This window comes from Streptomyces sp. CB01580 (assembly GCF_001905795.1).
Classification (GTDB): domain Bacteria; phylum Actinomycetota; class Actinomycetes; order Streptomycetales; family Streptomycetaceae; genus Streptomyces.
In genome coordinates, this window is record NZ_LIXJ01000006.1 from 185,094 (window position 1) to 199,319 (window position 14,226).

Below are 14,226 nucleotides of genomic sequence, written 5' to 3' on the forward strand. Positions count from 1 at the left end.
TGGATCACGGACACGGGTACGGGCAGGCGGACGGAGGCGCGGGGGCGCGCGGACTCGCAGGCCGGGGGCGGGCGCGACGGACGGCCGGCCCGGGTGCGGATGACCGGGGGTCAGAGTTGCACCAGCACCTTGCCGCGGTGGCCTCCCGTGTCCTCGTAGAGGCTCCGGTAGGCGTCCGGAATGCTCTCGAAGCCGCGGTGGACGGTGTGGCCGAAGCGGACCTCGCCCCGCCGGATCCTGCCGCCGAGCTCGTGATGGAGTGCGCGCCAGTTCTGCTCCGTGAACCACTCCAGCGAGAAGATGCCGCGCACGCAGGTGCGCGGGAACATGATGTACGGCAGCAGCCTCGGGCCGGTCGCCTCCCGGCCGACCTGGGTGGCCCACTGCCAGCACACGGCCACCTGGCTGTCCACGTTGAGCATGGAGAACACGGCGTCCGTGACCGTGCCCCCGAGGTTGTCGAAGTACTTGTCGATCCCGTCGGGTGCCACCCAGCCGAGGGCCTCCCGGACCGCCTCCCAGCTGTCCCCGTGGCGATAGACGATGACCGCGTCGAATCCCAGCTCGTCCAGGTAGTCCGCCTTCTCCGCCGTCGACGTCGTGCCCACCACGCGGGCGCCCGCGAGCTTGGAGAGCTGCCCGACCAGCGAACCCACCGAGCCGGAGGCGCCGCTGACCACGACGGTGTCGCCGGGACGGACCGACATGAACTTGGTCAGGGTGCCCCAGGCCGTCATGCCGGGGCCGCCCATGACGCTCAGCGCGGTGGCCAGCGGGAGCGCATCGTCGTACCAGTGCGGGTCCAGGCGCCGGAAGGCGGGGAAGACCATCGGGAACGTCCCGGTCTGCCAGGGGGTCGCACTGCCGTCGCTGACGAGGTGGGTGCGCCAGCCGCCGAATCCCTGCACCAGGTCGCCGGGGCGGTGGGCTGCCAGCGGTCCCGCGTCCAGCACCTCCATGATCGAGTCGGCCCCCATGTGGGCGCCGATCGGGGTGTCCAGCGCGATGCCCTGGAGGTAGGGGTCCACCGACACGTAGCGCGTCCTCAGCAGCATCTCGTCGGGGGCTAGGTCGGTGTCGAGGTCCTCCTCGACCATCCCGTACACCCGGTCGACGTCGGGCACGCCCTCGATGTGCTCCTGCACGACCCACTTCCTGGTCCTCATCGCATTCCCTTTCTCTCGACGAGGGATGAACGGTCCGCCGTGCCGGGCGGGGTGTCCGGCCGGGGTCCCACCGGGATGACGCGATGGGTCGGTGGCGGCCCGCTCCCGTCGACGCAGGCGGTGAACTTCCGCCCGTCGTCCCGGCAGATGAACTGCATGACGTGTCTGCCCGCCGCAGCCGCCCGGATCAGGCCGCCCGTCGTCGCCCAGACACCGGACTGGTAGAAGTTGCGCAGTCCCGGAAGGCCGGGGCCGTGCTTCTTGATGAGCGTCTCCAGCGTCTCCCCGCTCTCCACGAACGGCTGCCAGCCGAGCACCGTACCGTCGTAGTTGCCCGTGTAGCGGACCTGGGTGAGCGGGCTCGACACGTCACGGACGGCGATCGCGTCCCTGATCCCGGGGTGGTGCCGCTCCAAGAACGTGATCAGCGCCTCGCGGGCCCGGCGCTTGGCGGCGTAGTAGCCGCGTCCGTGACGGACCGGCAGCGTGTGGAGCCTCAGGCCGCCGCGGCTGCGGGTCACCTGCTCCGGTCCTTCGTCCAGAGCCCGCCAGGGTGCGATGTCGCAGAAGTAGGTGACGTAGGCGATGCTCGTCCCCTGCGGGGAGAGTTCCGGGAAGTGCCTGCTGCGGAACTGGACGTTGATGCTCGGGTGACGGATCCCGGTGAGCTCGGAGGCGACCTCGTCGTCGAGCAGGTGGGTCGTGCAGGGATCGGCGTCGGGGAAGTCCCGGCGCAGGCCGAGGAAGAGGATGAAGTACCCGGGAAAGACCATGCCGGGTTCGAGGATGGTGCGGGTGTAGAGCCGGCGGTACGCGTCGTCGAGGTAGCGCCCGCCGAGCAGGTCCATCATCGTGGTGCGGCCGTCGCAGGCCGAGACGACGATGTCGGCGCGCAGTTCCTCGCCGTCGCTCAGCCGCACCCCCACCGCCCGGTCGTCCTTGACCAGGACCTCCTCGACCTTGGTGTTGTAGGTGACTTCACCGCCGAGCGCGCGGTAGCGGCGCTCGATGGACTCGGCGAGGCCGAGCGATCCGCCCTCGGGGACGCCCGCGGAGAGATTGGCGTGCGAGGCGAGCTGGAAGTGGAACGGCAGCACCGGGAAGGCCGGGTGCTTCTCGTACAGGATGAAGTTGAACGCCTCGCGCAGCAGGGGGTCCTTGAACCTGGCCGAGAAGTCGCTCATGAGGATACCGATGGATTTGCGCACGGCGTTGAAGTAGGGAATGAAGCCGGCCAGCATGCGCCAGCGCTCCGGCGTCGACATCAGCCCGACCGGCTTGAGGAACGGGTAGACGGCGAGGCACTTGCGAAAGGCACGCAGCTGCTTGCAGAAGCCTCGGATCAGCGGTGCGTCGACGGGCGAGAGGTCCGTGAGGTGGGCCTGGAGACGGTCGGGGTCCGAGTAGAAGTACACGGCCCGGCCGCACCGGCCGCGTACCACGTTGAAGACGTCGAAATGCCGTATCTCCTTGCCCTGCAACGCGCCCAGTTCCAGCCAGATCTGATGCATCTCGTTGCCCGGCCCGCTGCCGAGGAGCCAGCTGACGCAGGGGTCCAGGGTGAAGTCGCCGCGGTCCCAGGCCGTGCAGCAGCCGCCCGGCAGTTCGTGCATCTCCAGGATGTGGGTGCGGTAGCCGTTCATCCGGGCGTAGCAACCGGTGGAAAGGCCGCCGAGCCCCGCGCCGATGATGATCATCGATTCTCGTCGGGAACGCGACACGCGCGTGGTCTCCTCGGTGTTCATGTGCGGGTTTCCCCGCGGGTGGACCATCGGTCGAGCTGGGGCAGCCGGCCCAGCTTCCCGGGGTGCCAGGGTTCGTCGCCCCGGCTCTCGTGCGCCGTGAAGGAGCGTCCCAGTTCGTCGCAGAGGTACTGGACGGCGAAGCGGCCGGTCGACGCGGCGCGGATGAGGCCGCCCAGGCCCACCCACTGCCCGGCCATGGAGAAGCCGCTCAGTCCGGGCAGGCGCATGCGGTCCTTGCCGACGAGCTTGGTCGCGACGTCGTCGGCCTCGGAGAACGCCTTCCAGGCGAGGATCGAGCCGTCGTGGTTGCCGGTGTAGCGGCGGGTCGTCGCCGGGGTGGCGATGTCGACGAGTTCGATGCGTTCGGCCGTGCCTGGCATGCGGCGTTCCAGGAAACCCCTGACGAATTCGGCCACTTCGTGCTTCTGCGCGCGGTACGCCTTGCGGTCGGCGGCGCGCAGCTCCCTCCAGTGGGCGAAGTCGCTGAAGTAGGTGCAGTGGATCACCGAGCGGCCGGGCGGAGCGAATCCGTCGGAGTAGTCGGAGCGCAGCTGGACCACCAGGCTGCTCTGGAGCGCTCCGGGCAGGCGTGCGGCGTCCTCGGGGGTGAGCAGGTAGGTGGTGCTGTGTGCCCGGTCGCGTCCCAGGTCGCCGCGGATCCCGACGAAGGCGGAGACGACGGCGGGGAAGAGGGCGCCGCGGCGGTGCAGCAGGTCGTTGTAGAGCTTGTCGATGCGAGGTCCGGTGTACCGGCCCTGGAGGAGGCCGTGGATGGTGGTGTGGCCGTCGCAGGCGGAGACGATGTGGTCGGCGTAGTACCGCCTGCCGTTGCGCAGTTCGACGCCGACGGCGCGTCCGTCCTCGACCAGGATCCTCTCGACCCGAGCCCGGTAGTCGATCCGGCCGCCCAGTCCTGTGTAGCGTTCCTCGACCGACCGGGCCAGGCCCAGCGAACCCCCTTGTGGGAAGCCCGCGTTGCGGTGGTGGGCGCTGGCCATGTTGAACAGGTACGGGAGGAGGGGGAAGCCCTCGGGGTCCTGGAAGAAGATGTTGCGGAACGCCCGGCGCAGCAACGGGTCCTGGAACCGGTCGGCGAATTCGTGCATCGGGGTGGAGGCGGTGCGCCAGAACAGGCGGAACGCGGGCAGCACGGTGCGCAGCGTCGCGGCTCTCTCGCGCAGGGTGCGCAGGGCTGGCGCGGTCAGGAACGGGTACAGCTCGATGGCGGTGAACCGCCGCAGGTCGCGACAGAACGAGCGGATGAGGCGGGCGTCGGCGGGCGACAGTTCGAGCAGGTGCTTCTCCAGCCGGTCCGGGTCGTTGTAGAAGACCACCGACCGGCCGGTCTCGTCGACGACCCGGTTGAACATCTCGAAGTTGGTGACGGTCTTGCCGTCGAGCGCTCCGAGCTCGCGCCAGACCTGGTGGGCCTCGTTGCCGGCGGCCGTGCCGATCAGCCATTCGATGCAGTAGTCGAAGATGTAGCCGTCGCGCGACCAGGCGGTGCAGCAGCCCCCGGGCAGTACGTGCTTCTCGAGGATGCGCGACCTCATGCCGTTCATCTGCGCGTAGCACCCGGTGGACAGTCCGGCGATTCCCGCGCCGATGACGATGACCCGGGGCGCGCCGTCCGCCGCGCGTCCGTCGCGGCTCCATGTCTCGTCCGTGTCATCGGTCATGGCCGCCGCCCTCCTGGAGGATGCCGCGGACGAGGTCGGCATTGCGGGCCGCGTGCTTGGGGTCGAGCATGTCGGCATGGATCCCGGAACCGCGGAGCACGGCGGTGGCGGTGGCGGAGCTGCCGTGCCAGGTGCCCCGCGCGTCGGCGGTGTAGAGGGCGGTCTTCTCCTCGTCCGTGACGACACTGACGGTCGCGGACACCGTGCCGAGATTGGGGTGACGCCCGCAGAAGGCCAGGTATTCCGCGGCGTGCTCGAGGGTCTCTCGGGCGACGATCTCCGATCCCGTGTGCTTGAGCAGGTGTTCGGCCAGTTCCGCCTCGAAGATCTCGAAGTGTTCGGGGCCGGGGACGTAGGGCTCGGTGATGCGGTGGGAGTCCAGGACGATCACGTGGGCGACATCGCGTCCGCGGCCTTCGAGTTCCTTGGCCACCTCGAACGCGAGGTTACCGCCGAGGGAGTAGCCGAGCAGCCGGATGCCGCCCTCGGGCTGCATGGACTCGACGAGGTCGGCGTAGCGGGCCGTCTTGTCCTCGCCGGGGACGTAGTTGAAGGCGACGAGGCGGTGCTCGGTGAGCCCGGCGGCGAAGGTCCGGTAGACGAGTCCGTGGCCGCCGGCCGGGGGGAAGCAGAACAGGGTCTGTTCCCGGTCGGTGTTGAAGTCCAGGCAGGACAGGTCGTCCGCGAGGCCGCCGGTGGCGAGGCGTTCCACGGTCGCGGCCATGCCCTGCAGGGTGGTGACCCGGTACAGCAGGCTGACGGGGATGCCCACACCGAACTCCTGCCGCAGGCGGTGGATCAGTTCGATCAGTTTGATGGAGCTGCCGCCCGCCTCGAAGAACTCGTACGTGGCGCCGACCCGTTCGAGCCCGAGCAGTTCCCTCCAGTGCCGGGCCATGCTGACCTCGAACGGTGTGCCGGGCGTCTCCTCGGGTTCCTCGGCGGTGTCGGGCCGGGGCTCGGGCAGGCCGGCGAGGTCGACCTTTCCGTTGGCGGTCAGCGGCAGCTGCGCCAGGGTGACGAAGTGCGCGGGGATCATGTGGGCCGGCAGCAGGTCGGCGAGGTGTCGGCGCAGCGCGCGCCGGTCGAGTTCCGCTCCCGGCACCGGTACGCAGTACGCGCAGAGCGCGTCCTCACCCCGGGCGTCGGGGCGGACGGTGACGACCGTGCGGGCCAGTTGCGGCCACCCGGCGAGGTGGGTCTCGATCTCGCCGATCTCGATGCGGTGGCCGCGGAGTTTGATCTGGCCGTCGACGCGCCCGAGCAGGTGGACGACGCCGTGCGTGTCCCAGTGTGCGGCGTCCCCGGTGCGGTAGAGGCGCAGGGGTAGGGCCTCCGGTTCCCGGCCGAGGGTCCGGGTCACGAAGCGTTCCGCCGTCTGCCGCGGATCGCCGGCGTAGCCGAGGGCGACGCCTTCGCCGCCGATCCACAGTTCGCCCGGGACGCCGGGCGGGACCGGTTCGCCGTGCCGGTCGAGGACGTGGAGCGTGCTGTTGCCCAGGGGGCGTCCGATGGGCACGGTCCGGCCGGGTTCGAGGTCGTCGGCGGGTCCTTCGAAGCAGGCGCTGTCGATGGTGGCCTCGGTGAGCCCGTAGGAGTTGAGCACTCGGGTGTGCGGGCCGCACAGGTCGCGCAGCCGCCGGTACTCCCCCACCTTCCAGGCGTCGGAACCGACGACCAGCAGGCGCATGAATTCCAGCCTGTGGCCCTCTCGTTCGCAGTGGTCCATGAGTCCGCGCACGACGGCGGGGACGAACTCGGCGCAGTCGACGTGTTCCTCGCGCATGGTGCGGTGGAGGCGTTCGGTGTCGAAGAGGAGGTCCCGGTCGACGAGTACGAGGGTGCCGCCCGAGCACAGCGCGCGCACCAGGTCGCCGGTGAAGACGTCGAAGGAGGGGGCCGCCATCTGGAGGTGCACGCGCACGTCCCGGTCGAGCCGGTACTCGTCCAGCCACGCGCGGTACGCGGAGGCCAGGTTGCGGTGGCTGACCTGGACGGCCTTGGGCAGTCCGGTCGAGCCGGAGGTGTGGATGACGTAGGCGGGCGCGTCGAGGTCCACCGGGGGTACGGCGGCGGGTGGGGGCGTGTCGGGAGCCGGCGGCTGTCCGGAACCGGATGCGGACGCCTGCCGGTCCTGCGACGCGGGCGCTGCCTCGTACAGGTCGTGCAGGGTCAGTGCCCGGACCGGCAGTCCGGCGAACCGCTTTCGGGCGATGCCGTCCTCGACCAGTGCGAGGGTGGCGCCGGCCGTCCGCAGGGTGCGGGCGACACGGTCGGCGGGGTGGTCGGGCGGGACCGGGAGGTAGGCACCGCCGGCCTTGAGCACCGCGAGGAGCGCCACGACGAGGTCGGGCGACTTGTCGAGGCACAGGGCCACGGTCGAACCGCCCCCGGCTCCCTGTTCCCGCAGCCGTGACGCCAGGTGGTCGGAGCGGCGGTCCAGCTCCGCGTACGTCAGCCGGAGGGCCGGGCCGCGGGGTGCCGGTACGGTGACGGCGACCGCGTCGGGGCACCGGGCGGCGGCCTCGACGATCAGTTCGTGCACCGGCCGGACTCCGCCGGTGCCGGGCTTCTCCGGCTCCGGGGACGCGGTGCGGCGTCCGGCGCCGCTCCACTCGCCGACCAGGCGTTCGCGTTCCCGGGCGCCGAGCATCTCCAGCCGGGTGACGGGGTGCTCGGCCGCCGCCCGGGTCATGCTGTCGAGGATCCTCGTGTAGTGCGACGCCATCCGCCGCATGGTCTCCGCCTCGAACAGGTCGGTGTTGTACTTGAGGACGCAGTGGAAACGGTGGTCCGCCTCGTCCTCGTAGACGGACAGGGTGACCTCGAACTGTCCTTCCTCCTCGGGGAGTTCGATGTATTCGAGCCGGTAGCCGTATTTCTCGGTGGCGACCTTGTGCGTGAGCAGGATGAACATGGCCTGGAACACGGCCGACCGGCTGGGGTCGTGCTGCAGGCCCAGTCGGTCGACCAGCAGGACGAACGGGTACTCCTGGTTGTCCAGGCCGCCCAGTACGGTCGTGCGGACCTGTTGGAGGAGTTCGGCGACCGACGGCTCGCCGGAGAGGTCGCCGTGCAGCGGGAGCGGGTTGACGAAGTAGCCGTAGACGGAGGCGAACTCCTGCTCGGTGCGGCCGGTGACCGGACTGCCCACGATGACGTGGTCCTGTCCGGAGTAGCGCTGGAGCAGCACGTAGTAGGCGCCGAGCAGCACCATGAAGGGGGTCACGTCGTGCCGGCGGGCCAGGGCGTGCACACGGGCGGTGAGGGCCGTGTCCAGGACGAAGAACTCCGAGGCGCCGTTGTGGGTCTGGACGGCGGGGCGGGGCCGGTCGGTGGGCAGTTCCAGGACGGGTACCTCGTCCGGCAGGTGCGACCGCCAGTAGTCGAGCATGCGCTGCGCCGAGGGCCCGGCCAGGAACCGGTTCTGCGCGTTGAGGAAGTCCAGGTAGCGCGCGGCGACGGGGGGCAGTGAGGGCGCGCGGCCCTGGCGCAGCCCTTCGTACACCGCGAGGAGTTCCTCGATGAAGGTGAAGGTCGAGATCGCGTCGGAGATGATGTGGTGGACCGCCTTCATGATCACCCAGCGGTCGGGACCACGTTTGAAGAGGCGGAAGCGGAACAGCGGGTCGTGCGCGAGGTCGTACGGTTTGCGGTACTCGGCCACGATCGTGCGGTGGATGTCCTCCCACTCCTGGTCCTGGACGTCGAACAGCGCGAGGTCCGGGCTCGGGTCGGGCGAGACCTGCTGCATCGGCAGCCCGTCCACCGTGAGGAAGTTGGTCCGCAGCGCGGGGTGGCGTGCGACGAGGTGGCGGACGGCCTCGAACATCAGGTCGGGGTCGAGGGCGACCCTGACCTCGACCGCGCCGCCGATGTTGTACGCGTAGCCCTCGGGGTTGAGCTGGCGGAGGAACCAGAGCGCCTTCTGGTTCTGCGTCAGCGGGTGGCGGAACTCGTCCTCGAACACCTCCACCGCCGCCTTGTCGCCGCCTCCGGCCTCCAGAGCCACCGCCTCGGCGAGGCTGTCGTGGAGCTGTACGACCAGTTCACCGGCCGTCGTACCGCTGAGCAGCGCCACCACGGGCGGGGCCACCCCGAGCTCGGCGCCGAGCCGGGCGCGGAGCTCCATCGCCAGGAGCGAGTCGAGGCCGAGCGCGTTGAGACCCGCCTGCGGATCGATCTGCTCGGGGCCCGCCCGGAGCACGGAGGCGGCGACGGCGGTGAACCGTCGGGTCACCAGGGCCAGGCGCTCGGCCGCGTCCGCTTCGCGAAAGGTGTCCAGGAGGCCGTCGCCCGCCCCCGCGTCGGCCGTGGCCGCGCGGGCGGTCGCGGCCAGTTCGCCCACCAGCGCGGGCGGTGAGGCGTACCAGGCCAGGAACACCGGCCAGTCGACGACGGTCGCGACGAGCAACTGCGCCCGGTCCTGGCCGATGACGCGTTCCAGTACGGCCATGCCGACATCCGGTGCGAGGGAGCTCATCCCCCGGCTGTGGAGGTAGTGGCCGACGAGGCCCAGCTCCTCGATCATGCCGGTGGCCCATGGCCCCCAGTCCACGCTCAGGGCGGGCAGGCCGAGCGACCTGCGGTGGTGGGCCAGTGCGTCCAGGAAGGCGTTCCCCGCGGCGTAGTTGGTCTGGCCGGCGGTGGTCAGCAGGGAGGCGATCGAGGCGAACAGGACGAAGTGGTCCAGCGGTTCGTCGCGCAGGTGCCGGTGGAGGAGGTACGCGCCGACGGCCTTGGGGTCGTGGGCGTCGGTGAACGTGCGATGGTCCATGTCCGCGACGAGGGTGTCGCGGACCTGCCCGGCCAGGTGGAACACCCCGCGGACCGGCAACGGGTCGGTGCGCCGGTGGGCGTCGAGCCAGGCCGTGAACGCCTCCTCGTCGGTGATGTCGAGCGGTGCCATGACGACGCGGGCGCCGAGCGCCTCCAGTTCCTTGACGAAGGCGGCGGCGCGGCCCTCGGCGGTGTCGGGGGCGAGATCGCGCCAGGCGGTGCGGTCCGGCAGCGTGGTGCGTCCGATGAGGACGAGGCCGCGCGCTCCGCGTCGTACCAGGGTCCGGCAGAGCAGTCGGCCGAGCGCTCCGAAGGCGCCGGTGACCACGTAGTCGCCGTCGGCGCGCAGGCGCAGCGGCAGGGGACGGGTCAGTCCCTCGGCGCGCCGGGCCCTGCTGGTGAGGCGGCGCGTACCGCGCAGCGCGATCTCCTCCTCGTCCTCGGTGAGGATCTCCCGCAGGAGCGCGGCGGCCTCGGCCTGGGCGCCCTCGCCCGCCCCGGGGCGGGGGTCCAGGTCGATCAGCTTGCCGGGGTGGCTGAGCAGTTCCTGGTGCCGGAGCACCCGGCCGACGCCCCACGCGGGTGCTCCCAGTGGTTCGACCGTTTCGGCGGGCTCGACGTGCTGTGCGCCGCGGGTCGCGATGTGCAGCCGCCCGCTCGCTCCGTGGCGCAGCAGCGTCCGGGCGAGCGTGATCAGGGAGTATGCGCCGGTGTCGCGGTGGTGTGCGAGGTCGCGTCGTGTCGCCTCCGCGAGGCGCGGCAGGTCGAGGTTCCACAGGTGTACGACGGTGGTGGGGAGCGGCGCCGCGCCGTCGCGTCCGTCCGCCGCGGGTGTTCCGTCCGTTCCGTGCGATCCCGTCCGAGGGCCGCTTTCGCCGTGTCCGGCCCCGGCCAGGTCGGTGAGGAGCCGTTCCAGGTCCACGACGGAGCCGGGGGCGATCGTGAACTCCCTTCCGTCGTCCGATCTCCGGTACGTCTCCCCCGGTCGTACGAGGTGGCACCGCTCGCCGCGCGCGGCGAGCAGGGCGCTCAGGGCGTCGCCGACGCCGCGGCTGTCGGCGAACACCAGCCAGCCGCCCCCGGTGGCGCGGTCGGTTCCGGTCCGTGCCTCGTCCGCGTCCGGCTTCCGGTTCTCGTCCGTGTTCTCGTTCTCGCCGAGGGGTGGCAGTTCGGTCCACACGGTCTCGGCCAGCCAGGAGTCGATCGTTCCGAGGCCGACCGCCGTCGACGCCTTCTCCACGTCGGCGGCGCGGAATCCCCGGATGTTCCCGAGTGGTTCGCCGTCGTCCGTGTAGACGGCGATGTTCCCGACGAGTTCGTCCGCGTCCTCGCGGGTCACCGTGGCGTGCACCCAGAGCGGCCGGTCCCCGACCGGGGCGAGGCACACCTCGTCGATCGACAGCGGCAGGCGGATGCCGGAGTTCGGGCGGTCGGTGCCGTCGTCGAGGAGCCGCGTCGTCAGCAGCGACTGGAAGCAGCCGTCGAGCAGTACGGGGTGGATGTGGTGGCCGGCCGCGTCGTCGCCGATCACCGCGGGCGGGCGGAGCCGGGCGAGCACCTCGCCGTGGCCGATCCGGACCTCCTCGACGGCACGGAACGCGGGACCGTAGTGGTACCCGAGGGCCGCCAGTTCCGCGTAGCAACCCTCGCTGTCCAGCCGGCGCCGCATGCGTGCCCGGACGGCTTCGATGTCGGCCGGGGGGCCGAACGGGCGTGGCTGGCCGGAGCGCACGACTCCGCTCGCGTGCACCGCACGGTCGTTCTCGTCCTCTCCCGCCGAGGCGATTGTGAACGAGGCGTTCCGCGACGAGAGCGTCAGGCGTACGGCGCGGTCCTCGCCCTCGGGCAGGAAGAGTGCCTTGCGGAGTTCGATGTCCGTGAGCACGGCGTGGGCGCCGCCGGTCAGGGCGCGGACCGCCTGGATGGCCATCTCCAGATACCCGGCCGCCGGGAAGACCACGGTGGACTGGATGCGGTGGTCGTCGAGGTAGGGCAGCCGCTCGGTGTCGAGTGCGGTGTGCCAGGTCGGTTCGGTGTGTGTGGTGCGGCGGCCCAGCAGCGGGTGGTCGGTGCGGCCGAGGCGGACCTGCGCGACGGGGCCGGGTTCCGTCCAGTACCGGTCGCGCTTCCAGGGGTAGCGGGGCAGGGTCACGGGAGTGCCCGCCGGGTGCAGGGTGTCCCAGGCGATGGGGACACCGAGGGTGTGCAGGTGCGCCAGCGAGGCAGCGAAGCGTTCCGGCTCGTTCTCCTGGCGGCGGATGGAGGGCAGGGTGCGTGCGGTGGTTCCCCGGCCGTCGAGGCATTCGCGGATGGAGTGGCCGAGCACCGGGTGCGGGCCGATCTCCAGGAACAGGCGGTATCCGTCGTCGGCGAGCCGGTCCACCGCCGACCGGAACCGCACGCGGTCGCGGACGTTCTTCCACCAGTATTCCGCGTCCAGTTCGGGGCCGTGTGCCGTGCCCTCCTGGCCGGTCAGATACAGCGGTACGGTCGCCGGCCGTGGTTCGAGCCCGTCCAGCGAGGCGAGCAACTCGTCCTTGATGGCCTCCATGCCCGCGCTGTGGTAAGGCACCTCCACGGTCAGGAACTTGGCGAAAACCTGCTCCGCCCGCAGTTCCTCGGCCAGTTCGGCGAGGGCGTCGCGCTCGCCGGCCAGGGTGACGGCCGAGGGGCTGTTGACCGCGGCCACGGACACCCGGTCCCCGTACGCGGCCGCCCGGGTCTGTGCCTCCTCCTCGGGCAGGCTCACCGCGAGCATGGTGCCGGTGCCGGTCAGCATCTGCTGGAGCCGGCTGCGGTGCACCACGATCCTCACCGCGTCGTCCAGCGTGTAGACGCCCGCCTCGTAGAAGGCGGCGATCTCGCCGGTGCTGTGACCGACCAGGGCGTCGGGCCGCACTCCGTGGCGGCGCCACATCGCCGCGAGTCCGAGCTGGAGGGCGAAGTTGGCCGGTTGCGCCAGCCAGGTCTCGGCCATGCGCGAATCGGCCTCGTCGGCCGTCATCTCGTCGATCAGGGACCAGCCCGCGAGCTCGTGGATCGCCCGGTCGCAGCGGGTGACAGCGTCCCGGAACGCCGCGTCGCCCTCCAGCAGCCGACGTCCCATGCCCCACCACTGGGGTCCCATTCCGGTGAAGACCCAGACCAGGCCGCGCTGTTCGGGGTCGAGCCTTCGGCCCTGGACGACCCTGGGGTGGGTTTCGCCACGGAGGAAGGCCGTGAGCCCCTCGTCCAGTTCGGCCGGTGAGGAGTACACGACGCCGAGCCGGGATTCGAGGTGCTGGCGACGGCGGGCGAGCGTGTAGGCGAGGTCGGGCAGCGGTGCCGTCGGCCCATGTGCGCCGGCCAGTTCGCGGCGGATGCCCTCCGCCACGTCCGGCAGGGACTCCGGGGTCCTGGCGCTGAGCGGGAGGACGTTCCAGGGCCGTTCCTCGTGCGCGGTGCGCGGGGCCTCCCGTTCGGGTGCCTCTTCCAGGACGACGTGCGCGTTGGTGCCGCCGAATCCGAAGGAGTTCACACCGGCCCGGGCGGGACCCTCGTGCGCGGGCCAGTCGGTCGGCTCGGTCGGGATCCGGTACGGGGCGGACGCGGCGTCGACGGCCGGACTGATCCGGTCCAGATTGATGTGGGGCGGGATCCGGCGGTGCTTGAGGCAGAGCACGGTCTTGATGAGTCCGGCGACGCCCGCCGCCGATTCGGTGTGCCCGATGTTGGTCTTGACCGACCCCACGTAGCACGGGTCGCCCGGTCTGCGGCCCTCGGCGAGCGCGCGGCTCAGCGCGTTCGCCTCGATCGGGTCGCCGACCGGGGTCGAGGTACCGTGCGCCTCCACGTACTGCAGCTCGCCGGGCGTGATCCCGGCTCCGGCGCAGACGCTCCGGATGAGCCGGACCTGGGCGTCCGCGCTGGGCACGGTGATGCCGTTGGTGCGGCCGTCCTGGTTGACGCCCGTACCGAGGATCACCGCGTGGATCGGGTCGCCGTCCCGCAGGGCGTCGTCGAGGCGCTTGAGGGCGACCATGCCCACGCCCTCCGCGCGTACGTAGCCGTCGGCGGCGGCGTCGAACGTGCGCGAGCGGCCGTCGGGCGACAGGAAGCCGCCCTTCGTCTCGGCGATGGTGTACTGCGGCGCCATGTGCAGCAGCACGCCGCCGGCCAGCGCGAGGTCGGTCTCGCGGTGGTGCAGGCTCCGGCAGGCGAGGTGCACCGCGACCAGGGAGGAACTGCAGGCGGTGTCGATCGACAGGCTGGGTCCCCGGAAGTCGAAGCAGTACGAGAGACGGTTCGAGACCATCGTCATCATGGTGCCGGTGGCGGTGTGGGCGGCCAGTGAACCGAAGCCCAGGTCGGAAAACTGGAGGATCTTGTAGTCGAGCGTGAACGCCCCGACGAACACGGCGGCGTTGCTCCCGGCGAGCTCCGCGGGCCGCTGGCCGCCGTCCTCCAACGCCTCCCAGGCCACCTCCAGCAGCTTGCGCTGCTGCGGGTCCATGTGGTCGGCCTCGCGCGGGCTGATGCCGAAGAACCCGGGGTCGAACTCGTCGAATCCGTCGATGTATCCGCCCCGGCGGCCGACGAGGCGTCCCGGCTTGTCCTTGTGCCGGCTGCCCAGCGTCGTGACGTCGTAGCGGTCGGCCGGCGTCGATGTGATGCAGTCCTTGCCCTCCATGAGGTTCTGCCAGTAGGTGCGGTGGTCGGACGCACCGCCGGGCAGTCGGCAGCCCATGCCGATGATCGCTACTTTGTCGCTCACAGAGGCACTGTTCACGTCGGGCAAGGTCGTACTCCTCAAGTCGTGGCGCCGGGGCACGGCAGGTATCGGGAGGGCTGTCCGGGTCGTCCGGACGATCGGGAACG

At 71.1% G+C, this 14,226-nt stretch carries 4 protein-coding genes; all 4 read right to left on the minus strand.

Going from position 1 to position 14,226, the window contains the following annotated elements; translation table 11 throughout:
• Window positions 1-110: 110 nt before the first annotated feature.
• Genes AMK22_RS12430 through AMK22_RS12445 form a run of 4 tightly spaced genes read right to left on the minus strand, consistent with a single transcriptional unit; the run spans window position 111 to window position 14,146 of the window.
• Window positions 111-1,166, minus strand: a complete 1,056-nt coding sequence (locus tag AMK22_RS12430) for an MDR family NADP-dependent oxidoreductase (protein ID WP_073784302.1) — start codon at window positions 1,164-1,166, stop codon at window positions 111-113.
• A complete protein-coding gene (locus AMK22_RS12435) occupies window positions 1,163-2,911 on the minus strand; it encodes a phytoene desaturase family protein (protein ID WP_073784304.1) in 1,749 nt (582 codons plus the stop codon). The genes AMK22_RS12430 and AMK22_RS12435 overlap by 4 nt, the downstream gene beginning before the upstream one ends.
• The gene (locus AMK22_RS12440) at window positions 2,908-4,590 is read right to left on the minus strand and encodes a phytoene desaturase family protein (protein WP_073784306.1); all 1,683 of its coding nucleotides are present in this window, start codon (window positions 4,588-4,590) and stop codon (window positions 2,908-2,910) included. The genes AMK22_RS12435 and AMK22_RS12440 overlap by 4 nt, the downstream gene beginning before the upstream one ends.
• Entirely contained in the window at window positions 4,580-14,146 is a 9,567-nt protein-coding gene (locus AMK22_RS12445; protein ID WP_073784308.1) for a non-ribosomal peptide synthetase/type I polyketide synthase, read from the minus strand. Before AMK22_RS12445 ends, AMK22_RS12440 begins: the two co-directional genes overlap by 11 nt.
• Between the last annotated feature and the right edge of the window lie 80 nt (window positions 14,147-14,226).